This window comes from Cryobacterium frigoriphilum, from assembly GCF_004403305.1.
Lineage (GTDB): Bacteria > Actinomycetota > Actinomycetes > Actinomycetales > Microbacteriaceae > Cryobacterium > Cryobacterium frigoriphilum.
Window position 1 is genome coordinate 259370 of sequence record NZ_SOHE01000053.1, and the last position, 22194, is coordinate 281563.

Genomic DNA, 22194 nt, shown 5'->3' on the forward strand with positions numbered 1-22194 from the left:
TCTCATCTGCGCCCGGGTCGGGGCGGGCGAGGCGAGCGTGGCCTGACGTGGCGTTGCCGCGGTGGCGGCCCTAGCCTAGAAGCATGCGACGCATCCTCTTCGATTCCCCGATCAGCCGGGCCGGTTACCTCTACGCGACCCTCGTCGGCGTGGTCTGGGGATCGATCTGGAGCACGGGCCGGGTGCAGCGCCGCAACGGCCTGCTCGTGTTTCGCGGCATGCCGACGTGGACCTTTGGCCGCGGCGGCAGCTGTGTCGGCGGCTGTTACCTGACCAATCGCAACGTGAGTGCCGCGGTACTCGAGCATGAAGCCGTGCACAAACGGCAGTGGCAGCGCTACGGCATGGTCTTTCCGCTGCTCTATCTGCTGGCCGGGCGCAACCCGCTCAGCAACCGCTTCGAGATTGAGGCCGGACTCGCCCAGGGTGGTTACCTGCACTGACGCTGCCGGTCAGGCCCGGTTCAGGCCCCCGTCACGGCGCGGGTCAGGCGCGGTTCAGCACTCGGCGCGGCCGTCGCGCCAGTAGCCCATGAAGGCAACCTGGCGGCGGTCGATTCCGGTTTCGGTCACCAGAAAGCGCCGCAGTCCCTTGATCACGCTGGCCTCACCGGCCAGCCAGGCGTAGAGGTGTCCGCTCAGACCGGCATCATCGACGGCGACCGGTGCGGGAACGTCCCACAGCATCTCCCGGTCGAGGTCGAGTTCGGCCAGTTCGGCCCGTTCGGCCAGCGCTGCGGCGTGGTGCTCGGTGAGAAAACGATCGGTCCACCCCCGAACCGCGAGGTCGAGGGCGACGCCGTGGCCGGCCGTGCTGCGGGCCAGCCAGGTCACGCAAACGCCGGCGGGAGCATCCGTCGGCTGGGCGTCTTCGGCGTTCGGAACCTCGATGAAGGCGCAGCCGACCGCGTCGCGGGGCAGGGCGGCCAGAATGGAGCAGATCGCGGGGGCGGCGGTCTCGTCGCCGGCGATGAGCAGAGCGCGGGCCGCCCCCGGCCGCCATTCGATGCCGGCGCGCGGGTTCTCGCCACGCTCGTCGGGGCCGACGATAGTCAGGCAGTCGCCGACGGATGCCGTGGCCACCCAGCTCGAGGCCGGCCCGCCATCGCCGTGCATCACGAAGTCGATGTCGACCTCCCGGCGTTCCGGGCGCACGGCCCGCACCGTGTAGGTGCGAATGGGGTTGCGCAGCCCGTCGGGCAGGTTGCGCCAGGCCTCGTACCAGGCCGTGACGCGGGGAAAGTGGGCCACGCCCACCTGGGGCAACGGCAGCACGATCTTGATGCGCTGGTCGAGTCCGGCGGTGCCGAACTCGTGCAGCTGGGCGCCGGTGAAGGTCACCCGGGTGAAGTTGTGCGACAGCCGCTGCACGGCCGCCACCGAGACGTCATAGGGGCGAAAACTTGGGCGCGGGGCCGGTTCGGTACCGACGGTTGCCTGAGCGACGACTGCGGGGGCCGGGCTGTTGCGAGCGGGGGGCGCGATCGTCGAAGTAAGCATGACCTAAGTATGGCATGCCTAACCTAATTAACGCCAGCATTGTCTCGATACACAAACCGCCGGTCGCCCCTCGCGAGAGAGGCGACCGGCGGCCGGTGCGAAACGAACTGCGGGGCCAGAGAATCAGCCCCGGCCGATCAGGCCTAGACGACCGCGTCGGCCGCAGCGAACAGGGCCAGGTTGACGCGCAGCTTGGCGCCGAGGTCGGCGTCAACGCTCGTCCAATACCAGATGGCCCGCTCGGTGACCTCGGGGCGGGTCACGCCGCTGATGGCACCGGTGATGGTGTCGAGAAAACGAGCCTTGGCGGCGTCGTCGTAGACCTCGCGATAGAGCGTGCCGGCCTGGCCGAAGTCACTGTCTTCGCTGCGCAGCGCGGATGCGGACTGCAGCAGGCTGCCGTCGTTCTCCCACGAACCCTCGCCGGCAACCGCGGCGTCGGCCACGGGGCCGCCGAGCGAGTTCGGCGCGTAGTTCGGGGTCGTGGCGTCGCTGAAGTGGTAGCGCGCCGCGCCATCCGCCGAGTAGTTGTTGACCGGCGACTGCGGTGCGTTGACCGGCAGCTGGGTGAAGTTGGTGCCCACGCGGTAGCGCTGCGCGTCGGGGTACGAGAAGATGCGCGCCATGAGCATCTTGTCGGGGCTCGCGGCGATGCCGGGAACCAGGTTCGACGGGGAGAACGCGGCCTGCTCGATCTCGGCGAAGAAGTTGGCGGGGTTGCGGTTCAGGGTGTGAACGCCAACCGGGATCAGCGGGAAGTCCGCGTGCGGCCAGACCTTGGTCACGTCGAAGGGGTTGAAGCGGTAGGTCTTGCCCTCTTCGTAGCTCATGACCTGCACGGAGACGTTCCACGACGGGAAGTCGCCCTTGTCGATGGCCTCGTAGAGGTCGCGACGGTAGTGGTCGGCGTCGCCGCCGGCAATGAGCTCGGCCTCGGTGCCGTCCATTTCGACGTTGCCCTGGTTGGACTCGAAGTGGTACTTGACCCAGAAGCGCTCGCCCTCGGCGTTGATCCACTGGAAGGTGTGCGAGCCGAAGCCGGGCATGGTGCGCCAGGAGACGGGCAGGCCGCGGTCGCCCATGAGGTAGGTGACCTGGTGCGCGGACTCCGGCGACAGGGTCCAGAAGTCCCACTGCATCGTCGCGTCGCGCAGGCCGGAGCCCGGAAGGCGCTTCTGGGAGTGAATGAAGTCGGGGAACTTGATGCCGTCGCGGATGAAGAACACCGGGGTGTTGTTGCCGACGATGTCGTAGTTGCCCTCGGTCGTGTAGAACTTCACCGAGAAGCCGCGAACGTCGCGCCAGGTGTCGGGGCTGCCCTGCTCGCCGGCGACGCTGGAGAAGCGCTGCAGCGTGTCGGTGATGGCGCCGGGCTGGAAGACCGCGGCGCGGGTGTACTTGGAGACGTCGCCGGTGACGACGAACTGGCCGTGCGCTCCGCCGCCCTTGGCGTGCACGATGCGCTCCGGGATGCGCTCACGGTTGAACTGGGCGAGCTTCTCGACGAGGTAGCGGTCGTGCAGCGCGGTGACGCCGTCGGTGCCGACTGTGAGGGAGTGCTCGTCGCTCGCGACGGGCGTTCCCGTCTGCGTGGTGGTGACTGCCGGCGTGGATTCGATAGGCATGGTGCTCCTTTGTGCTCGGTTCAGCGTGGTGCGCGTGGTGATAAGACGGAAAAGTGGGAGGGGCCGCGGTCAGGCGGGCAGCATCCGCTCGGCGGCTGCTTCGGCGGCGAGGGCGGTCTGGCAGTCGGGGCAGAGACCCCAGTAGGTAACCTCGGCGGCGTGCACGGTGAAGCCGGCATTGTCGGAGGGAACGAGGCAGGGTGCGGAGCCGATGGCGCAGTCCACATCGTGAACGGCACTGCAGCGGGTGCAGACGAGGTGATGGTGGTTGTCACCGACCCGCCGTTCGAAGAGTGCGCTCGAGCCGGCCGGTTCGAGCTTGCGCACGAGTCCGGAGGTCACGAAGGCGGCCAGTACGCCGTAGACGGCCTGCAGCGAGGTGCTCGGCAGCTCGATGCGCACGGCGCCGAAGATGCGGTCGGCGCTCGCGTGCGGGGCCTCGGCCAGGGCGCGCATGACGGCCAGTCGGGGCGCCGTCACCTTCAGGCCCGCGCCACGGATGCTGTCGGCAAGCGAATCGGTCGCCCCGGCATTCAGCATTCCTGTGTGAGTCATGACGTCAGGCTAGCAGTTGTTTTGATGAAATCAAAATAACCGTGGTCAGGGGAGCGTGGACTAGATGCCACTCCGCGTCGGCTCGAGCGCCGTGGTGTAGATCGCGACCACGCGACCCAGAAAGGCCTCGATCACCGCGCGATCGGCCTCGGGCATCGCCGCCTCGAGGGCGGCGACCCCGCCGATGACGGGCATGAGTTCGGTGAAGGCCTTCTCGACCGATCCGGGCTCAGGAACAACGACGACCTTGCGGCGGTCATGGGCGTGCGGATGGCGCTGTACGTGCTTGAGGGCGACGAGCCGGTCGACGACGAGCGTCGTCGCGGCCGTTGAGATATCCAGGCGCCGGGAGAGCTCACTCGGCGTGAGTGGGCCCGCCGTCATCAGGTGTTCCATCGCCGCCAGGTCGGTCGAATTGACCATGAGGGCCTGCCCGACGTGGCGTTCGAAGTCGCGGGACAGCATCACGATGTCGTGCAGGCGCTCACTGATCACGCCCGACTTCGGCGAAAACTCCGGTGGCCCGGAATCGGACTTGCGTATTTCATCCATACAGATCATGCTAATCCTTGGAGTTGCTAAGTAACTAAGCAATACACCACATTGGAGGATAATTCGTGATCGGCATCGTGCGTTTCATTACCGGGCGGGGAACTTCGTGGCTCGTCCTCGCGGCGACCGCCATCGCGGTCGGCCTGCTCTTCACCCTGCTGCCCTCGGGCGAAGCCGACGAATTTCCGACCGCCGGACTGCCGACATCCAGTCAGGCGGCCCAGGTCGACGCCCTGCTGGAGCAATTCCCCTCCGCCGACGCCACCTCAGCGATCGTCGTGTGGAGCCGTGACGACGCCGACGCCGCCGCCTCCGCGGCTACCGCCCTGACCGAGGCCGACCTCGAGGCAATCTCCGCCAATGCAACCGCGCTCGGCGCGGCATCCATCGCCCCCGGCGCGACAACCCCGCAGCTCAGCAGCGACGGCACCGCCGCGCTGAGCGTCGTTCCGCTGAACGCAGCTGAGGCCAACGACGACATCGTGCAGACGGCCGCCGACATCCGCTCTGCGGCGTCCGCCAACCTTCCGGCCGGGCTCACCTCCTACGTCACGGGGGCCGTCGGGTTTCAGGCCGACATCACCAACGCCTTCGCCGGCGCCGACTTTCGACTGCTGCTCGTCACCGTGATCGTCGTCGCTGTGCTGCTCATCGTGACCTACCGCAGCCCCGTGCTCTGGCTCGTTCCCCTCACCGTGGTCGGCGTGGCCGATGGCCTGGCCGGAGTCGTGGTCGGCGCCCTCGCCGGTCCGTTCGGCTTCACCCTCGACGCGTCCATCTCGGGCATCCTCTCGGTGCTCGTCTTCGGCGCCGGCACCAACTACGCCCTGCTGCTCGTGGCCCGCTACCGCGAAGAGTTACTGCGGAGCGAGAGCCGCAATGCCGCCATGCTGACCGCGGTGAGAAGCGCCGGCCCGGCGATCGCGGCGAGCGGCGGCACCGTTGCGCTCAGCCTCTTCACCCTGTTGTTCGCCTCGCTCGGCAGCAACCGTGCCCTCGGTTTCGCCTGCGCGATCGGTGTGCTCATCGCCATCCTGTTCGCTCTCGTCGTGCTGCCGGCGGCTCTCGTCGTCTGCGGGCGCGGCCTGTTCTGGCCCTTCATCCCCCGGGTGCGCGCGGCCGCAGACCGCGCGTCCGCCGATCAGGCCGGCGGCGGCTCCGGCTTCTGGACGAGGCTTGGGCGCGGCGTCGCCCGCCGCCCGGTCACGGTCACCGTCATCTCGACGCTCTTCATTGGTGGCCTCAGCCTCGGCCTGATCGGCTCAGCGGTCGGCCTCTCCCAGGCCGACCAACTGCTCGGCAACCCGGAGTCCGTGCAGGCGCAGGCCATCGTCGACAGCTCGTTCTCTGCGGGTCTCACCAGCCAGACGGTCGTCCTGACCCCGGATGCGACGGCGAGCGACGCCGCGGATCTCGCCTCGGGCACCCCCGGTGTCTCCAGCGTGCAGCCGAGCGAGACGGCGGACGGCCTCACCCGCCTCAACCTCTCACTCGACAGCGAGCCGGGCAGCGACACGACCTTCGAGACCATCGAGACACTGCGCGCGAACTACGCCGACGCCTCCGGACCCGTCTCGCAGAGCCTCGTCGGCGGCACGGATGCGACGGCCCTCGACACCCGCACGGCCTCCGAGGTCGACCAGGGCCTGATCATCCCGCTCATCCTGGCCATCGTCTTCGCCATCCTGGCGGTGCTGCTGCGCTCCCTCGTGGCGCCGGTGCTGCTCATCATCACGGTGCTCGGCACCTTCTTCGCGAGCCTCGGCGCCTCGAACCTGATCTTTCAGAACCTGCTGGGGTTCCCGGCCTTCGACACCAACGTCGTCTTGTTCGCGTTCCTGTTCCTGGTCGCCCTCGGCGTGGACTACAACATCTTCCTGACCACCCGAGCGCGCGAGGAACATCTGCGCTACGGCACGAAGGAGGGAATGGTGCGCGCGCTCTCGTCGACCGGCGCGGTGATCACGAGCGCCGGTATTCTCATCGCCGCGGTCTTCGCGGTGCTCGGCGTGCTGCCCGTCGTGGCCCTCACCCAGATCGGGGTCATCGTCTGCATCGGCGTGCTGCTCGATACCCTCGTCGTGCGCACGGTGCTGGTGCCCGCGCTCGTGTTCCTGACCGGCGACCGCTTCTGGTGGCCGTCGCGCACGGTGAAGGTGACTCCCCCGGACTCACCGACGGATGCCGCCACTCCTGTGGCTGACCCCGCCCCGGTTCCCGCGCACCGCCCCTGACGTCCGGCGCTGTCTCAGCCGGAGGCCAAGGGGCCATTGTTGGCATCTCGTCAGCGAGAAGCCAAAAAATGCCCCATCAGCAGGCCTCCGCCGAAGCGAGACGCCAACAATGGCCCCTTGAATTCGATTCAAGGGGCCATTTTTGGCGTCTCGCCGAGCCTGCAGCTCCCCCAAGGGGCGGATGTTGGCATCTCGTCAGCGAGAAGCCAAAAAGCGCCCCTTGAGCACGCCGCTGCCGAGCGAGAAGCCAACGATGCCAGGCTCAGGCGCGGGGCGAGTGCAGCGGCTCTGGCGCGACCCGATCCTGCCAGCGGATGCGCCGTTCGAGTTGGGCACCGAGGGCGAACAGGGTCGCTTCCCCGCCCGGACGCCCGATGAGCTGCACGCCCATCGGCAGGCCGGCATCCGTCTGGCCCGCAGCAGTCTGGTACACGGGCAGGGTGATCGCCGGCAGCCCGGCGACATTCACCATCGAGGTGAACGGCGTGTACTGCACCTGCTGCTCGAAGTTGCGCTCGAGGTCGCTCTGGTCGTACCAGCCGAGCGGCCGCGGGGTGAGCGCGAGGGTCGGCGTGAGCACCGCGTCGAAGCGGGACAGCTGCCGAATGAAGGAGCGCTCGTAAGCGCTGAGGGCGGTGAGGGCCTCGCCGAGGTCCCGCGCCGAGAGCTCCCGCCCGCGCTGCAGCAGGTACCGGGTCAGGGGCTCGAGCAGCGCGAGCTGCTCGTCGGTCTCGGCCGGGATGCTCGCCGCTCCCGCCTGCCACACCGTGCGGAAGGCCGGCGCGTAGCTCGCGTCGGGTTCGAGTGCGGTCTCTTCGAGGCCATGGTGCATCGCCGCGAACGCGTTCACGGCCACGTCGAGGGCGGCCCGTGCCTCCGGGGCAATGTCGATCTTGTAGTCGTCGTCCCAGGCGGTCGTGGTCATCACACCGAGCTGAAAGCGACCCTCGCCGCGCACCGCCGCGGCGAGCAGCGGTACCTCGTCGCCGGGCGCGCGCAGGGCGAAGTGGTGGTCGGGGTGACCGTCTCGGGGCGCGATCATCGCGTCGAGCAGCAGGGCGGCATCCGCTACCGTGCGCGCGAGGGTGCCGGCGACCGGTAGCCCGGCCAGCTTGTCGACACCGGATGCCGCGGGCACCCTTCCCCGTGACGGCTTGATGCCCACGAGTCCACACGCCGCGGCGGGAATGCGCACCGAACCGCCGCCGTCGGAGCCGGGCGCGAACGGCAGCAGCCGAGAGGCGACCGCGGCGGCCGCTCCCCCGCTCGACCCGCCGGTGCCGAGGGTGCGGTTCCACGGGTTGCGGGACGCCGGCCCGGCCAGGTTTTCGGAGTAGGACGACAGCCCGAATTCGGGTGTTGTGGTCGTTCCCAGGCTCACGCCGCCGGCCGTATCGAGCGCCTGGACCAGGTCGTCGGAGCGGGTGGGCACATAGTCGGCCATGAGCCGCGAGCCGGCCCTGGCCGGCACCCCGGCGCGTTCCTGCAGGTCTTTGTCGCCGAACGGCAGGCCCCAGATCGGCGCGGAACGGGGCACCCGCTGTTCAACATGAGCCGCACGCGCGCGCGCCGCGTCGGCCGTCACGGTCACGAAGGCGCCGACCGCGGGGTTGATCGCCTCGATGCGGGACAGGTAGTGCTCGGTGAGCTCGACGGGGCTGAGTTCGCCCTGCTGCAGCGCCTGCCACTGCTCGAGCGCGGTCAATTCGTGGGGTTGGGACATGGTTCGAGCCTAGTGACGCGGCCCGGCCACGGCTAAAGTAGTGCCATGGCACGCGCAGCATTTCACCGCTCGGCGGTGTTCGATCCCATGGGCACCGTCGCCCTCGTCACGGGCGCATCGAGCGGACTCGGCGAGGGATTCGCCCGGGAACTCGCCCGACGCGGCGCCGATCTCGTACTCGTCGCCCGGCGTCAGGCACGCCTCGAGGCCCTCGCGGTCGACCTCGCCGAGAAGTTCGGCACCGTCTCCACGGTCATCCCCCTCGACCTCGCCGCCCCGGGCGCCGTCGCCGAACTCGTCACCGACCTCACCACTCGGGATATCCGCGTCGGAACCCTCGTCAACAGCGCCGGTTTCGCGACCGTCGGTAATTTTGTCGACTCGGATGCCGCCCGCGAGGCCGAGCAGATCGCCCTCAACGTGCAGGCGCTCACGCTGCTGACGCGTGAGTTGCTGCCGGACCTCGTCGCGACAGCCCGGCGGGCACCGACCGGGGCCGCGCTGATGAACTTGGCGAGCACCGCGGCGTTCCAGGCGGTGCCGCGCATGTCGGTCTATGCCGCCAGCAAGGCCTACGTGCTGAGCTTCACCGAGTCGCTCTGGTACGAGACCCGTGGCACCGGCCTCAAGGTGACGGCGGTCTGCCCCGGACTGGTTGCGACCGAGTTCGCCGGCGTCGCCCAGCGCACGACCCCGGCCGGTGAACGCCCGCGCCGCAGCCTGTCGGTCGACGAGGTCGTGGGCAGCACCTTTGCCGCCCTCGACCGCGCGGCGACCCCGCCGCTCATCGTGAACGGCGCTCGCAACCGGATGCTCACCCGCGTCTCGGCCTTCGCGCCCCGTCGAGCCGTGCTGGCCGTGCTCGGTCGCCGTCGCCGGTCCTGAGCGGCCGCCAGCCAGCGAGCGCTACTTCAGGCTCTTCTGCAGCAGCACGGTTCCGAGCCAGCGCTCGAATTTGAAGCCGACCTTGCCCATGCGCCCGATCTCTTCGAAGCCGAAGTCCTGGTGCAGCTTGATCGAGGCATCCGCCCCCTGATCGGCGATCACGGCAATGATCTCTTTCAGGCCCGCCGCCTTCGAGCGGTCGATGAGTTCCTGCATCAGCACCCGGCCGAGCCCCTTGCCGGTGGAGGCCGCCCCGAGATAGATGGAGTTCTCGACCGTGAAGCGGTAGGCCTTCTTCTGCTTCCAGGGGCTCACGAGGGCGTAGCCGAGAATCTGCCCGGAGGGCGACTCGGCGACGATGAACGGCATGCCGAGCCGGGACAGGTAGTAGAACTTGTCGCGCCACTCGGTGAGCGTCATCGCGTCTTCGTCGAAGGTCACGGTGCTGTTGGCCACGTAGTAGTTGTAGATCTCGCGGATGTACGGCAGATCCGTGGCCTGTACACCGCGCAGTACGTAGTCGAAGGGATTCTCCGGTACGACTTCGGGTCGCAGGTGACGAGGCAACCGACGACGGGGCTCGTATTCTTCCTCAAGCACCGGGCACTCCCTTTCCATTCCCTTCAAGATTAGCCGAGTGTCCAGTCGACGGATGCCGCACCCTGCGCCGCGAGCAGCGCGTTGACCCGGCTGAAGGGGCGCGATCCGAAGAACCCGCGCCGCGCCGACAGCGGGCTGGGGTGAGCCGAGACGATGACGGGTGTGTCACCGAGCAACGGCCGCAGGGTCTCGGCCTGCTTGCCCCAGAGCACGGCGACGAGCGGCGCAGAACGGGCCGCGAGCGCGCGCACCGCCTCGGCGGTCACCGCCTCCCAGCCGTGATTGCGGTGCCCGCCGGCGTCGCCGGCCGGCACCGTGAGCACCCGGTTGAGCAGCATGACCCCCTGCCGGGTCCACGCGCTCAGGTCGCCGTGGGCCGGGGTCGCCACGCCCAGGTCGTCGCGCAGCTCGGTGTAGATGTTTCCGAGGCTGCGCGGAAGCGGCCGCACCGCGGCATCCACCGCAAAGGACAGGCCGATCGCGTGCCCCGGCGTGGGATACGGGTCCTGCCCGACGATGAGCACCCGCACGGCCGAAAACGGCTCCTGAAAGGCCCGAAAGATGTTCTGCGGCGCCGGCAGCACCACCCGCGCAGCGGCCGCTTCGGCGCCCAGAAATGACCCGATTGCGGCCAGCCCCGGTTCGGCGGGAGCCAGAGCGACGGCCCAGCCGGGGTCCATGACGCCCGCCCGCACCAGTCCGGCGAGGGTCCAGTCGGCCCGTTCGCGCCCGGTGACCGGAGTCAGATCAGGTCGCGAACCGGGTGTCGAATCAGTCGTCGAATCAGGCGCCAAAGGTACTCACGAGCACGCCGCCCTCGGCCTGGCTGACCCGCCAGACGCTGCCGGAACCGACCACGGCGAGCGCGCCCTCGCCGATCACGAGCGCCGAGTTCTCGTCGATCGCCAGTCCCCCCTCGATGAGCCCGGCCTCGGTCGCCGCGATCAGACGGGACAGGTTGCCGCGCTGGGCGGCGTGCACCTCGACGGTCACATCGAGCAGGCCGATGCCGGGCAGCACGGTGACCTCGTCGAGGCCCTCGGAGCCGTCTGCGGGGCTGACCTCGACGCCGCCGATCTGCCAGCCGCCAACCAGCGCGCGCTCGGCGGCGATCATCGCGCCGGCCGAGAATCCCAGGTACGGGATGCCGGCCGACACCTGCCGGCGGATCTCGCCGGCGATCGGCAGCAGGGCGGTGAGGTAGTCGGGGGTAACGCCGCCGCCGACCAGGATGCCGTCGACATCCGCTACGGCCAGCAGGGATGCGAGATCGCCGCGGGCCAGCGCGGTGGCGAGCACGTCGACCGGGCCGGCGGCCGCGAGCGCTGTCGCCAGCTCGTCGCCGTGCGCGGTGACACCGGCGCCGTCGCCGACGGTGATCACGGCGATGCGGGGTTCGTCGCGACCGGATGCCGCGGCGCGCGCCGCTGCTTCGCCGAGGAACGGCCCATAGACACTCGCGTACTGTTCGGTATCGGAGCCGCCGCCGACCAGGTGAATGCTCATGCGACGACCCCCGTCCCTGCGTGAGTCCGGGGAACGGGGGTCGTTGTTACTGCAGGGTTTTCAAGAAAGGCCATGCCACCATGCTAAACGCCACGGTGGCCGCCCCGCCGGATCGACGGTTACGGCAGGTGGCGTTCCTCGGGGCCGTTGTAGACCGACAGCGGGCGAATCAGCGCGTTCGCGGCGCGCTGCTCGATGATGTGCGCGGTCCAGCCGGTCACCCGGGCGGCCACGAAGATCGGCGTGAACGTGAGGGTGTCGAAGCCCATCAGGTGGTACGCCGGCCCCGAGGGGTAATCGAGGTTGGGCAGAATCGCCTTCCGCTCGGTCATCGCCGTTTCGAGGGCGTTATAGAGGTCGAGCATGTCGGGCCGGTCGTAGTGATCCACGAGCGTCACGAGCGCCGCGCGCATGGTGGGCACCCGGGAGTCGCCGCTCTTGTAGACGCGGTGGCCGAAGCCCATGATCTTGCGCTTCTCGAGCAGGGCCTGCTCGAGCCAGGGAGCGGCCCGGTCCGCGGCTCCGTCGTGCAGCCCGATCTCGGTGAAGGTGTGCATGACGGCCTCGTTGGCCCCGCCGTGCAGGGCACCCTTGAGCGCGCCGATCGCACCGGTGACGGCCGAGTACAGGTCGGACAGGGTCGAGGTGATGACCCGGGCGGTGAACGTGGACGCGTTGAAGGAGTGCTCCGCGTACAGGATCATCGACACGTCGAAGGCGTTGACGACGACGAGTTCCGGCACTTCGCCGAACGTCATGTAGAGAAAGTTCGCCGAGTAACCGAGGTCGTCGCGCGGTTCGATGAGGCCCTGCCCGGTGCGGCGGCGCTGGTCGTAGGCGACGATCGCGGGCAACTGGGCCATCAGCCGCATGGCCTTGGCCCGGTCGGCAACGGGTGAGTCGTCGGCCGCTTCGGGGTCACGGGCGCCGATGACGCTCACGGCCGTACGTACGACATCCATCGGATGCGCGGTGTGCGGCAGCTCGTCGATGACGCGGCGCACGGCGGCATCGAGGTGGCGCAGGGAGCGTTCCTGCTGCTCGAACGCGGCCAACTCGGCTTCCGAGGGCAGCTCGCCGTTCCACAGCAGGTAGGCGACCTCTTCAAAGGTGCACTTCGCGGCGAGTTCCTGCACCGGGTAGCCCCGGTAGAGCAGCGAGTTCGTCTCGGGATTGACCTTCGAGACGGCGGTGGTGTCGACGATCACGCCGGCGAGACCCTTGAAGATCGTGGGGGCAGCGGATGCAGCGGGTGCCACGGGCAGGTCGGCGAGCGGGTCGGGAATGAGTGTGTTCGTCATGTGTTCTCCTAGGCCTGCACGGCAACGTGCGGGTCGATCGTGAAGTTGAAGATATCGGAGTCGAATTCGCTGTAGGCCTTGTAGTCCAGCAGCTCGTACAGGTCGGCCCGGTGCTGCATCTCGGGCAAAATCGACGTCAGTGACCCCTCGTTGATGATCGTGTCGAGGCCGCGTTCGGCCGCGCCCATCGCCAGACGCAACAGCGAGACCGGGAAGATGACGATGTTCATGCCCACGTCGGCGAGCTGGTTCACCGTGAACAGCTCGCTCTTGCCGAACTCGGTCATGTTGGCCAGCAGCGGCACGTCGACGGCGGCGCGAATCGCCTCAAATTCGGCCAGGCTCGCCATCGCCTCGGGGAAGATGGCGTCGGCTCCGGCGTCGGCGAGCTTCTTGGCCCGATCGACCGCGGCATCGAGGCCATCGACGGCACGGATGTCGGTGCGCGCCATGATCAGAAAGTTCGGGTCCCGACGGGCATCGACAGCTGCCCGAATGCGTTTGAGCGCCGTGTTCTCGTCGACGACCTGCTTGCCGTCGAGGTGCCCACAGCGTTTCGGGTTGACCTGATCCTCGATGTGCAGGCCCGCCAGGCCGGCATCTTCGAGGGTCTGCACGGTGCGAGCAACGTTCATCGGCTCGCCGAAGCCGGTGTCGGCATCCACGATCGTGGGGAGCTCGGTCATCCGTGCGATTTGGGCGCTGCGGCCGGCCACCTCGGTGAGGGTGGTCAGGCCGATGTCGGGCAGCCCGAGGTCGGCCGAGAGCACCGCGCCCGAGACGTAGACGCCCTCGAAGCCCTTGTTCTGGATGAGCTTGGCCGAGAGCGGGTTGAACGCTCCCGGAAAGCGCAGCAGCCGCCCGGTCGCGAGCTCGGCGCGGAACGCGGCGCGCTTGTCGTAGGGGGAGGCGCTGGCATACAGCATTAGAAGATTCCGTTCGGGGTGGCGAGTGAGGTCAGCAGCCCAGGGCGGGCGATGATCGTGAGTCGACCGAGGTCGCCGGGCTTCAGGGTGGCGAGGTTCTGTGCCACGTCGAGGAACCGCTCGATTTCGCTCTGGTCGAGCACGTCTTCGGCGAGGGTACGGAACTTGTTGATGTACTCGGCCCTCGCGAACGGCTTGGCACCGAGCGGATGCGCGTCGGCGACCGCGATCTCGTCCACGATGCGGCTGCCGTCGGTGAGCTCGATCTCGACGCGCGCGCCGAACGCCTTCTCGGCCGGGTCGATCGAGTGGTAGCGGCGGGTCCACTCCTTGTCTTCCTGCGTGGTGACCTTGTTCCACAGCGCGACGGTGTCGGCGCGACCGGCGCGTTCCGGGCTGTAGGAATCGACGTGGTCCCAGGTGCCGTCCTGCAGGGCGACCGTGAAGATGTAGGGCACCGAGTGGTCGAGGGTCTCGCGGCTGGCCGTGGGGTCGTACTTCTGCGGGTCGTTCGCGCCGGAGCCGATCACGTAGTGCGTGTGGTGCGAGGTGTGAATCACGATGCCGGCGATGTTGGCCGGATCGACCAGTTCCGGGTGCTCGCGGTGCAGCTTACGGCCGAGGTCGATGAGCGCCTGCGCCTGGTACTCGGCCGAGTGCTCCTTCGTGTAGCTGTCGAGGATCGCGCGCTTGGCCGAGCCCGTTTTGGGCAGGAACACCTCGTACGCGGCGTCCGGTCCGTCGAGCAGCCAGGCGATGACGCCGTCTTCGCCCTCGTAGATCGGGGTCGGGCTGGTCTGCCCGCGCATCGCGCGGTCGACGGCCTCGACGGCCATCTTGCCGGCGAACGCCGGGGCGTGCGCCTTCCAGCTGCTGATCTCGCCCTTGCGCGATTGCCGGGTCGCGGTCGTGGTGTGCAGCGCCTGACCGACGGCCTGAAAGATCGTCTCTTCGTCGAGTCCGAGCAGGGTTCCGATGCCGGCCGCGGCCGACGGGCCGAGGTGCGCCACGTGGTCGATCTTGTGCTCGTGCAGGCTGATCGACTTCACGAGGTCGATCTGGATCTCGTAGCCGGTGGCGATGCCGCGCACCAGATCACGCCCCGACAGGCCGCGTGCGGTGGCGAGGTGCTGGGCGACGGCGAGGATCGGCGGAATGTTGTCGCCCGGGTGGGAATACTCGGCGGCGAGGAAGGTGTCGTGAAAGTCGAGTTCGCGCACGGCGACGCCGTTGGCCCAGGCCGCCCATTCCGGGGAGACTCGACGGCCGAAGCCGAGGCCGAAGACGGTGGATCCTTCGCCTCCGTTGGAACGCGGGTGCGCCATCGCCTGCGCGCGGGCGGCGGTGACGGGCCCCCGGGTGAGGGAGGCTGCGGCAACGGAGGCGTTGTCGATGAGCCGGTTGATGACCATTTCGGTCACCTCGTCGGACACGGGGATGGGGTCGGCGGCGACCTCGGCGATTTTCCAGGCCAGCTGGTCCTTGCGGGCCAGATTCTCGTCGCTGCGGTGAACACGAACGTTGTGGAGCTGCACGGTGGATCCCTTCGTAGGCAATGCGGTTGTCAGGAGGACTGTGAAATTTGGGGGTAGACGGTCTCACTGGGCGCGATCCGATCGCCGCGGGCCAGGGCATCCTCTTCGATCGCACGCAGCACGCTCGTGAGGCTCATGTGCAGGTGCACGTGAGCCGCATGGGCGGCGAGCGACGGGTCGCCCGCGATGATCGCGTCGATGATCAGCAGGTGTTCGGCCGCGGCCTGACGCAGCCGCAGCGAATTCTTGCGCGCCAGCCGACGGATGCGGGCGAGGTGCGTTCGCACGCTGCGCAGCGCACCGACCAGGAACGGGTTGACGACGGCCGCATCGATGGCCTCTTCGAACTCCTCGATGAGCGTGTAGTACCGGCGCACGCCGGAATCCCCGTGCAGCAGCAGCTCCGGCGCGGTCAGAAACTGTTCCCGCAGCACCAGGAATGCCTGCGGGTCGCGGCGTTCGGCGGCCAGCCGCACGGCCTGCAGCTCGAGCGCCTGGCGCAGCTCGTAGAGTTCGCCGATGCTGTCGACGGAGATCTCGGTGACCTCGAAGCCGCGGCCGGTGCGGCCGGCGACCAGCCCGTCGGCGATCAGCCGGGCCACCGCCTCGCGCAGCGGGGTGCGTGAAACGCCGATGCGCTCGGCCTGTTCGACCTCGAGCAGGCCGGTGCCCGGCGCCAGCACGCCGTCCAATATCTCGCCGCGCAGCTGGCGGTAGGCTCGCTCGCTGGCTCGGAGAGGTGTGATTGACCCCATCGTTGCGGTTTCTGTATACACAAGACTGATCCTATTCCCCTCACCCCGGTTGTATGCAATACTTTCACCGTTGTTTGTATACAGAAGCTTCAATGGAGAGGTTCAACATGATCGACGAACCACGCAGCTATCGCGAGACCTGGCAGCGCAGCATCGACTCCCCCGAGTCTTTTTGGCGCGAAGCCGCACAGGGTATCGACTGGTTCGTTCCGCCGCGCACCGCGCTCGACGCCACACCGGCTTCGGTGGCGGCCGGCACCGCCCGCTGGTTTGCGGGTGGCGAACTCAACACGAGCTACAACGCCCTCGACCGTCACGTTCTCGCGGGCCGCGGCAACCAGACCGCCCTCATCTACGATTCGGCGATGACCGGCACCAAAGTCTCCCTCAGCTACCTGCAGCTGCTGAGCCGCGTCGCCAAATTCGCCGGGGCCCTGCGCGCCAACGGTGTCGGTAAGGGCGACCGGGTCATCATCTACCTTCCGATGATCCCCGAGGCCGTTGTGGCCATGCTTGCCTGCGCCCGGATCGGCGCCATCCACTCGGTCGTCTTCGGCGGCTTCGCGGCCACCGAGCTGGCCGTGCGCATCGACGACGCCCGCCCATCCGTCATCGTCACCTCCTCCGGCGGTCTCGAACCCGGCCGCGTCGTGGAGTATCTCCCCCTCGTGCACAAGGCCCTCACCCTGAGCGCCGGATCGGTGCGCACCGTGATCGTGCGCGACCGCGACTCCATTCCGGGCAGCGCCGCCGACTTCTCCGGCCCCGGTGAGACCGTCTGGCTCGATTGGGCCGCCGAAGAGGATGCCGCGGCTCCGGCCGATCCGGTCAGCCTGCGCTCCGAAGACCCGCTCTACATCCTGTACACCTCGGGCACCACCGGAAACCCCAAGGGCATCGTGCGCGACAACGGCGGCCACGCCGTCGCCCTGGCCTGGTCGATGAGCAACATCTACAACGTGCACGCCGGCGACGTCTACTGGGCGGCCTCCGACGTCGGCTGGGTCGTCGGCCACTCCTACATCGTCTACGCCCCGCTGCTGGCGGGCGCCACGACGGTCATCTATGAGGGCAAACCCATCGGCACGCCCGATGCCGGCGCGTTCTGGCGGGTCGTCAACGAGTACAAGGTGCAGGTGCTGTTTACCGCGCCGACCGCCATCCGCGCCATTCGCCGGGTGGACCCGGAGTTTCTCGAACTGAAAAACTACGACGTCTCGAGCCTCACCGCCCTGTTCCTGGCCGGCGAGCGTCTCGACCCTGAGACCTTCCACTGGGCGAATGACGGGCTGCACTGCCCGGTCGTTGACCACTGGTGGCAGACCGAGACGGGCTGGGCCATCGCCGCCAACCCGCTCGGCATCGAAGCCCTGCCGACCAAACCCGGCTCGGCCACCGTTCCGGTACCCGGTTACGCAATCGAGATCCTCGACTCCAAGGGCAGGCCCGTCACCAAGGTCGGCAAGGACGGCAATATCGCCATCCGTCTGCCGCTGCCGCCCGGGGCACTTCTGGGGGTATGGGGAAGCGAAGAAAGATTCGCCAGCGCCTATCTGAGTGCCTTCCCCGGCTACTACGCTACGGGTGACTCAGGACACTTCGATGAAGACGGGTACCTGTTCGTGATGGGCCGCACCGACGACGTGATCAACGTCGCCGGGCACCGCCTGTCGACCGGTTCCCTCGAGGAGGTGCTCACCCTTCATCCGTCCGTTGCCGAGTGCGCCGTTCTCGGCGTGCACGACGCTCTCAAAGGCCAGCGTGCCGCCGGATTCGTCACCCTCAAGGCCGGCGAGACCATCGATCACGATCGCCTGGCCACAGAACTCGTGAACCTCGTGCGCGAGCACGTCGGCCCCGTCGCTGCCTTCCGCGACGTCACCATTCTTGAACGCCTCCCCAAGACCCGCTCGGGAAAGATTCTGCGCAAAACCATTCGGCAGATCGTCGACGGGGAGCCGTACACGGTTCCCCCGACCATCGAGGACCCCACCGTTCTCGATGCCCTTCGACTCGCGGTGCACGCCGCCGCACCACAGGTTCAACCCTGAGCTTTGCCCCGTGTGCCCAATGCCCATTTTTTAGACAAACAATGTAAGACAGGAGATTCCATGAATGACGCAACACCGGTCAGCTCTTCAAAGTCGAAGATCGACTATCTCGAAGTTGAGGAATCGGCCCAGTTCCTTGAACTGCAAAGCCGGCACCGCCGATTCGTCTTCCCCCTCACCGCGTTCTTCCTGGTGTGGTACTTCGGCTTCGTCCTGATGGCGGCCTATGCGCCGTCCATCATGGCGATCCCGGTGTTCGGGCTGATCAACCTCGGTCTGGTGCTCGGGCTGGCCCAGGTCGCCACGACGTTCATCATCACCATGTGGTACGTGTCCTTCGCGAACCGCCGCCTCGACCCGCTCAGCCTCGCCATGCGCACCAAGCTTGAAGCCATGGAAAAGCCGACCGCGGCCGAACAGTCCGAAATCGACCGTCTTGCAGGATTGGCCAAGTCATGAGCGCCCGTATCGCACAACTCGCAGCGGCCGTCGAGGCCACGACCGAGAACAACCCGGTCCTGAACATCTCGATCTTCCTCGCCTTCGTGGCGGTCACCATGATCGTCGTGATTCGCGCCGGTCGAAACAACAAGAGTGCCGCGGATTACTACACCGGCGGCCGCTCCTTCACCGGAACCCAGAACGGCTTCGCCATCGCCGGCGACTACCTGTCGGCGGCGTCGTTCCTCGGCATTGTCGGGGCGATCGCGGTCAACGGATACGACGGCTTCCTGTATTCGATCGGCTTCCTGGTCGCGTGGCTCGTCGCCCTGCTGCTCGTTGCCGAGCTGATGCGCAACACCGGCAAGTTCACCATGGCCGACGTGCTCTCGTTCCGGCTCAAGCAGGGCCCCGTGCGGGTTGCCGCAGCCACGACCACCCTGGCCGTGTGCTTCTTCTACCTGCTGGCCCAGATGGCCGGCGCCGGCGGACTCGTCTCGCTGCTGCTGGGTATCAACGACAAGCTCGGGCAGTCGATCGTCGTCACGGTCGTCGGCGTGCTCATGATCGTCTACGTACTGGTCGGCGGCATGAAGGGCACCACCTGGGTGCAGATCATCAAGGCGTTCCTGCTCATCATCGGTGCGTTCGGCATGACCATCTGGGTACTCGTGCTCAACGGGTTCAACCTCTCCACCGTGCTGGCCAGCGCGGTTGAGAACTCCACCCACGAGCCCGCGGCCGCCATCCTAGCGCCGGGGCTCGCCTACGGAGCCAACCCGCTCGACTTCATCTCCCTCGCGATCGCCCTCGTGCTCGGTACGGCGGGTCTCCCCCACGTGTTGATGCGCTTTTACACGGTTCCGACCGCAAAGGAAGCCCGCAAGAGCGTCGTCTGGGCGATCTGGCTCATCGGTGGCTTCTACGTCTTCACCCTGGTGCTCGGCTTCGGTGCCGCTGCCCTCGTCGGTGGCGAAACCATCCTCGCCGCTCCCGGTGGCGTGAACTCGGCGGCCCCGCTGCTGTCCCTCGCGCTCGGCGGACCGATCCTGCTCGGCTTCATCTCGGCGATCGCCTTCGCGACGATCCTCGCTGTTGTCGCCGGCATCACCATCACGGCGGCCACGTCCTTCGCTCACGACATCTACGCGAGCGTCATCAAGAAGGGCAAGGCCTCCCCCGATGCCGAAGTCAAGGTTGCCCGTCGCACGGTGATCGTCATCGGAATCCTCGCCATCGCTGGTGGTATCGGCGTGCAGGGGCAGAACATCGCCTTCCTGGTTGCTCTGGCCTTCGCCGTCGCGGCGAGCGCCAACCTGCCGACCATCCTGTACTCGCTGTTCTGGAAGAATTTCAGCACCCGCGGCGCGGTGTGGAGCATGTACGGCGGACTGGCCTCGGCCGTTGTGCTGATCGTCCTCTCCCCGGTGTTCTCGAGCGAGCCCACGTCGATGTTCGGCGAGGGTGTCGACTTCGCGATCTTCCCGCTGAAGAACCCGGGCATCATCTCGATCCCGCTCGGCTTCTTCCTCGGCTGGCTCGGTACGGTCACCAGCAGCCGTCGTGAAGACCCGCACCTGGCCGCCGAAATGGCCGTGCGCTCCCTCACCGGCCACGGCGCCGAAAAGGCCGTGGAGCACTAGAGGTACCCGCACCACCCGCACCACGTACGATCTCGCGAGAGCGGGTGAATCGTCGCTGAGACAGTCTCTCAGCGGCGAGTCACCCGCTCTCGCGGGCGTTAACCGGGCGGAAGGCGGCGATCCCCACACCTGCGCCGTCGCGCCACGCGCCCTGCGCGAGCAACGCTGTACTACCGCCGCAGCGCGGTAGGCGCGCCTACAGCGCTGCGGCGCTACTACCGCGCATCTCGCCACGGCGCCTCCGTAGCCGCCATCCGGGCGCGCAACGCGGTCGTTGCGCCGCTGCGCGGTAGCTGCCCCGCGACATCCGTCGCTGCCGCCCTGAACGTGCCGGATGGGCACGGGCCCAGCAGGCTAGTCAGGCGCGAGGGACGAGCGCGCCGCGCGCGATGCGCGTCGGGGCAGCCTGGGCCACCGGCTTGATCGTGATCAGGTCGAGGTTCACGTGGGCGGGGCGTTCCACCGCCGAGACGATGGTCTCGGCCACGTCCTCCGCGCTCAGCGGGTTCGGCACGCCGACGTACGCGGCGGCGGCCTTCTCCTCGTCGCCGTCGAAGCGCACGAGGCCGAACTCCTCGGTCTTGACCATGCCGGGTGCAATTTCGATCACCCGAATCGGTTCCCCGTTCAGCTCGAGCCGCAACACCTCGGTCATCGCGTGCGCGGCGAACTTCGCGGCGTTGTAGCCACCGCCGCCGAGGTACGCGACGTGGCCGGCGATCGAGGTGACGGTGACGATATCGGCCGAACCCCCGCCATCCGCGATGCTCGCCCGCAGCAGGGGCAGCAGCGCGCTCGTCATGCGCTTCACCGCGAGCACGTTGATCTCAAACATCCAGGCCCAGTCGTCGATGCTCGACGCCTCGACCGAGTCGAGACCCTTCGCGCCGCCGGCATTGTTGACGAGCACGTGCACGGCACCGGATGCCGCGAGATAGTCCCGCAGCGAGTCCACGTCGTGCTGCCGCGTCAGATCCGCGGTGAAGACGTCACACCCCGTCTCGGCGGCGAGCGCCGCGAGCCGATCTGCCCGCCGCGCGACGCCGACCACCTGCCAGCCGTGCGCCCGGAACAGGCGCACGGTGGCCGCTCCAATTCCAGAACTTGCTCCGGTCACTACCGCTCGTCGAGTTTCCATTCCCCCATTGTGGCGGCAGAATGGAACGGATGAGCGCCGTTCCCGTCACCCCGCCCCCGTTCCTGCCCCACGCCGCCGCGGCGAGCCACGGCCGCCGGGTGCCGCTCTGGGACAACGCCCGCTGGGTTGCGATCACCCTGATGGTCGTTGGCCACGCCATTCTGAAGCTCATCGGCGACTCCGACACGGCGTACGCGACCTACCTCTTCATCTACGCCTTCCACGTTCCCGTCTTCGTCGCCGTCAGCGGATACTTCGCCAAGTCCGGTCCGCCCGGCACCCGGCAGCTGCACCGACTGCTGACCGACCTGGTCTTTCCCTACGTCGTCTTCGAGACGATCTGGACCACCATCCGCTGGCTGCTCGGCGCACCGTTCCAGGTCGACTACTCAAGTGCCTCCTGGACTCTCTGGTTTCTGCTGGCCCTGCTGGTCTGGCGCATCCTGCTGCCCTACCTCGTGCTGCTGCGCTACCCGCTGCTGATCAGCATCCTCGTGTCGATCGGCGCCGGTTACGTCGACCAGATCGACAGTACCTTTGCCCTGTCGCGCACGATCGGGCTGCTCCCCTTCTTCGTCTTCGGCTGGAAACTGCGCCAGTGGCACCTGACCGGCCGCTGGCTCGAACTGGGCGCCGGCACGGTGTGGCGGTGGCGCGCCGGAGCGATTGCGCTGTTCGCCGCCCTCTATGCGGTGTGTGCCGTGTTCATCGAGGGCCTGCGCGAACTGAGGGTGCGGAGTTTTCTGCTCTACGACGAGGGCTACGCCCTCATCGGCTACGACCAGATCTGGGCCGGCGGCATCCGTCTGGGCCTGATGCTGCTGGCTTTCGCGTTCATCGTCGCTTTTCTCATGCTGATTCCCCGCCGTGCGGTCTGGTTCACTCCGCTCGGTGCCGCGACCATGTACATCTACCTGCTGCACACCTTCGTTCTCTACCCGGTGCGCGAGACGGGGCTGCTCGAGGGACCGCAGCCGGGCTGGCTGCTGCCGGCCCTCGTCGTGGTGAGCGTGCTGATTTCGCTCGCACTCTCGCAGCCCCTCGTGAAGCGGGTCTGTCGCCCCCTCGTCGAACCGCGTGCCCGGTGGCTGTTTAGGCCAACCGCGGCGACGCCGACGGGCACGATCGTGCTGCCCCACCACGACCGCAAGTAGACCGCTGCCCCAGATGACGCCGTGTTGCGGGCGCCATTGTGCCCTGTCGGTGGCGTGTTTATGCTCGCAGC

At 67.9% G+C, this 22194-nt stretch carries 20 protein-coding genes; 7 read left to right on the top strand and 13 right to left on the bottom strand.

The annotated features are described in order from the left end of the window. Positions 1–83: 83 nt before the first annotated feature. Positions 84–443 (top strand): Fe-S oxidoreductase, encoded by a 360-nt coding sequence (locus E3T55_RS12995; protein ID WP_134519974.1) that lies wholly within the window; start codon positions 84–86, stop codon positions 441–443. 54 nt (positions 444–497) lie between these two features. Here E3T55_RS12995 and E3T55_RS13000 read toward each other — a convergent pair whose 3' ends face one another. From E3T55_RS13000 to E3T55_RS13015, 4 genes are all read right to left on the bottom strand, one after another. Next, positions 498–1499 carry a siderophore-interacting protein gene (locus E3T55_RS13000; RefSeq protein WP_134519975.1) on the bottom strand — a complete coding sequence of 334 codons (1002 nt, stop codon included), beginning with the start codon at positions 1497–1499 and terminating at the stop codon, positions 498–500. Positions 1500–1642: 143 nt separating this feature from the next. Then, entirely contained in the window at positions 1643–3124 is a 1482-nt protein-coding gene (locus tag E3T55_RS13005) for a catalase (RefSeq protein ID WP_134519976.1), read from the bottom strand. 69 nt (positions 3125–3193) lie between these two features. Further along, complete coding sequence (locus E3T55_RS13010) at positions 3194–3679, bottom strand: Fur family transcriptional regulator (protein ID WP_198418571.1); 486 nt, start codon at positions 3677–3679, stop codon at positions 3194–3196. A 60-nt stretch (positions 3680–3739) separates the two neighbouring features. Continuing rightward, positions 3740–4231 (bottom strand): MarR family winged helix-turn-helix transcriptional regulator, encoded by a 492-nt coding sequence (locus E3T55_RS13015; protein WP_166791784.1) that lies wholly within the window; start codon positions 4229–4231, stop codon positions 3740–3742. Positions 4232–4296: 65 nt separating this feature from the next. On the opposite strand from E3T55_RS13015, the gene E3T55_RS13020 reads away from it, so the two are divergent. Then, positions 4297–6465 carry an MMPL family transporter gene (locus E3T55_RS13020; protein WP_134519978.1) on the top strand — a complete coding sequence of 723 codons (2169 nt, stop codon included), beginning with the start codon at positions 4297–4299 and terminating at the stop codon, positions 6463–6465. 262 nt (positions 6466–6727) lie between these two features. Here the strand turns inward: E3T55_RS13020 and E3T55_RS13025 are convergent, their stop codons facing one another. Then, on the bottom strand, positions 6728–8188 hold the full coding sequence (locus E3T55_RS13025; RefSeq protein WP_134519979.1) for an amidase: 1461 nt from the start codon (positions 8186–8188) through the stop codon (positions 6728–6730). A 45-nt stretch (positions 8189–8233) separates the two neighbouring features. On the opposite strand from E3T55_RS13025, the gene E3T55_RS13030 reads away from it, so the two are divergent. Continuing rightward, positions 8234–9073: an SDR family NAD(P)-dependent oxidoreductase gene (locus E3T55_RS13030; RefSeq protein ID WP_241993045.1), complete on the top strand. Its 840-nt coding sequence runs from the start codon at positions 8234–8236 to the stop codon at positions 9071–9073. 21 nt (positions 9074–9094) lie between these two features. Here E3T55_RS13030 and E3T55_RS13035 read toward each other — a convergent pair whose 3' ends face one another. The 7 genes from E3T55_RS13035 to E3T55_RS13065 form a co-directional block, all read right to left on the bottom strand. After that, positions 9095–9673 carry a GNAT family N-acetyltransferase gene (locus tag E3T55_RS13035; RefSeq protein ID WP_174775469.1) on the bottom strand — a complete coding sequence of 193 codons (579 nt, stop codon included), beginning with the start codon at positions 9671–9673 and terminating at the stop codon, positions 9095–9097. A gap of 29 nt (positions 9674–9702) precedes the next feature. Then, positions 9703–10353 (bottom strand): uracil-DNA glycosylase, encoded by a 651-nt coding sequence (locus E3T55_RS13040; protein WP_134520061.1) that lies wholly within the window; start codon positions 10351–10353, stop codon positions 9703–9705. A 103-nt stretch (positions 10354–10456) separates the two neighbouring features. Beyond that, entirely contained in the window at positions 10457–11179 is a 723-nt protein-coding gene (locus tag E3T55_RS13045; RefSeq protein WP_134519981.1) for a Type 1 glutamine amidotransferase-like domain-containing protein, read from the bottom strand. 119 nt (positions 11180–11298) lie between these two features. Continuing rightward, entirely contained in the window at positions 11299–12480 is a 1182-nt protein-coding gene (locus E3T55_RS13050; protein ID WP_134519982.1) for a bifunctional 2-methylcitrate synthase/citrate synthase, read from the bottom strand. An 8-nt stretch (positions 12481–12488) separates the two neighbouring features. After that, positions 12489–13406, bottom strand: a complete 918-nt coding sequence (gene prpB / locus E3T55_RS13055) for a methylisocitrate lyase (RefSeq protein ID WP_134519983.1) — start codon at positions 13404–13406, stop codon at positions 12489–12491. Then, positions 13406–14941 carry an MmgE/PrpD family protein gene (locus tag E3T55_RS13060; RefSeq protein WP_134519984.1) on the bottom strand — a complete coding sequence of 512 codons (1536 nt, stop codon included), beginning with the start codon at positions 14939–14941 and terminating at the stop codon, positions 13406–13408. The genes prpB and E3T55_RS13060 overlap by 1 nt, the downstream gene beginning before the upstream one ends. A gap of 29 nt (positions 14942–14970) precedes the next feature. Further along, positions 14971–15696, bottom strand: a complete 726-nt coding sequence (locus E3T55_RS13065; protein ID WP_134519985.1) for a GntR family transcriptional regulator — start codon at positions 15694–15696, stop codon at positions 14971–14973. 107 nt (positions 15697–15803) lie between these two features. Here E3T55_RS13065 and E3T55_RS13070 point away from each other — a divergent pair, with 107 nt between their 5' ends. From E3T55_RS13070 to E3T55_RS13080, 3 genes are read left to right on the top strand one after another with little or no spacing between them, the layout of a single operon-like run. Next, positions 15804–17747: an AMP-binding protein gene (locus tag E3T55_RS13070; protein ID WP_134519986.1), complete on the top strand. Its 1944-nt coding sequence runs from the start codon at positions 15804–15806 to the stop codon at positions 17745–17747. Between the two features lie 60 nt (positions 17748–17807). After that, positions 17808–18206 carry a DUF485 domain-containing protein gene (locus E3T55_RS13075; protein ID WP_134519987.1) on the top strand — a complete coding sequence of 133 codons (399 nt, stop codon included), beginning with the start codon at positions 17808–17810 and terminating at the stop codon, positions 18204–18206. Then, positions 18203–19831 (top strand): solute symporter family protein, encoded by a 1629-nt coding sequence (locus tag E3T55_RS13080; RefSeq protein ID WP_134519988.1) that lies wholly within the window; start codon positions 18203–18205, stop codon positions 19829–19831. Before E3T55_RS13075 ends, E3T55_RS13080 begins: the two co-directional genes overlap by 4 nt. A 358-nt stretch (positions 19832–20189) precedes the next feature. Here E3T55_RS13080 and E3T55_RS13085 read toward each other — a convergent pair whose 3' ends face one another. Continuing rightward, positions 20190–20969 (bottom strand): SDR family oxidoreductase, encoded by a 780-nt coding sequence (locus E3T55_RS13085; RefSeq protein ID WP_134519989.1) that lies wholly within the window; start codon positions 20967–20969, stop codon positions 20190–20192. 29 nt (positions 20970–20998) lie between these two features. Here E3T55_RS13085 and E3T55_RS13090 point away from each other — a divergent pair, with 29 nt between their 5' ends. After that, positions 20999–22123: an acyltransferase family protein gene (locus tag E3T55_RS13090; RefSeq protein WP_134519990.1), complete on the top strand. Its 1125-nt coding sequence runs from the start codon at positions 20999–21001 to the stop codon at positions 22121–22123. The last annotated feature ends 71 nt before the right edge of the window (positions 22124–22194 follow it).

Excerpts from the sequence above, each read along its gene's own strand:
- E3T55_RS13015 (WP_166791784.1), bottom strand. The coding sequence starts at position 4,231 with ATGGATGAAATACGCAAGTCCGATTCCGGGCCACCGGAGTTTTCGCCG.
- E3T55_RS13000 (WP_134519975.1), bottom strand. The coding sequence starts at position 1,499 with ATGCTTACTTCGACGATCGCGCCCCCCGCTCGCAACAGCCCGGCCCCC.
- E3T55_RS13005 (WP_134519976.1), bottom strand. The coding sequence starts at position 3,124 with ATGCCTATCGAATCCACGCCGGCAGTCACCACCACGCAGACGGGAACG.
- E3T55_RS12995 (WP_134519974.1), top strand. The coding sequence starts at position 84 with ATGCGACGCATCCTCTTCGATTCCCCGATCAGCCGGGCCGGTTACCTC.
- E3T55_RS13025 (WP_134519979.1), bottom strand. The coding sequence starts at position 8,188 with ATGTCCCAACCCCACGAATTGACCGCGCTCGAGCAGTGGCAGGCGCTG.
- E3T55_RS13030 (WP_241993045.1), top strand. The coding sequence starts at position 8,234 with ATGGCACGCGCAGCATTTCACCGCTCGGCGGTGTTCGATCCCATGGGC.
- E3T55_RS13045 (WP_134519981.1), bottom strand. The coding sequence starts at position 11,179 with ATGAGCATTCACCTGGTCGGCGGCGGCTCCGATACCGAACAGTACGCG.
- E3T55_RS13065 (WP_134519985.1), bottom strand. The coding sequence starts at position 15,696 with ATGGGGTCAATCACACCTCTCCGAGCCAGCGAGCGAGCCTACCGCCAG.
- E3T55_RS13070 (WP_134519986.1), top strand. The coding sequence starts at position 15,804 with ATGATCGACGAACCACGCAGCTATCGCGAGACCTGGCAGCGCAGCATC.
- E3T55_RS13050 (WP_134519982.1), bottom strand. The coding sequence starts at position 12,480 with ATGACGAACACACTCATTCCCGACCCGCTCGCCGACCTGCCCGTGGCA.
- E3T55_RS13085 (WP_134519989.1), bottom strand. The coding sequence starts at position 20,969 with ATGGAAACTCGACGAGCGGTAGTGACCGGAGCAAGTTCTGGAATTGGA.
- prpB (WP_134519983.1), bottom strand. The coding sequence starts at position 13,406 with ATGCTGTATGCCAGCGCCTCCCCCTACGACAAGCGCGCCGCGTTCCGC.
- E3T55_RS13075 (WP_134519987.1), top strand. The coding sequence starts at position 17,808 with ATGAATGACGCAACACCGGTCAGCTCTTCAAAGTCGAAGATCGACTAT.
- E3T55_RS13010 (WP_198418571.1), bottom strand. The coding sequence starts at position 3,679 with ATGACTCACACAGGAATGCTGAATGCCGGGGCGACCGATTCGCTTGCC.
- E3T55_RS13040 (WP_134520061.1), bottom strand. The coding sequence starts at position 10,353 with ATGGACCCCGGCTGGGCCGTCGCTCTGGCTCCCGCCGAACCGGGGCTG.
- E3T55_RS13080 (WP_134519988.1), top strand. The coding sequence starts at position 18,203 with ATGAGCGCCCGTATCGCACAACTCGCAGCGGCCGTCGAGGCCACGACC.
- E3T55_RS13090 (WP_134519990.1), top strand. The coding sequence starts at position 20,999 with ATGAGCGCCGTTCCCGTCACCCCGCCCCCGTTCCTGCCCCACGCCGCC.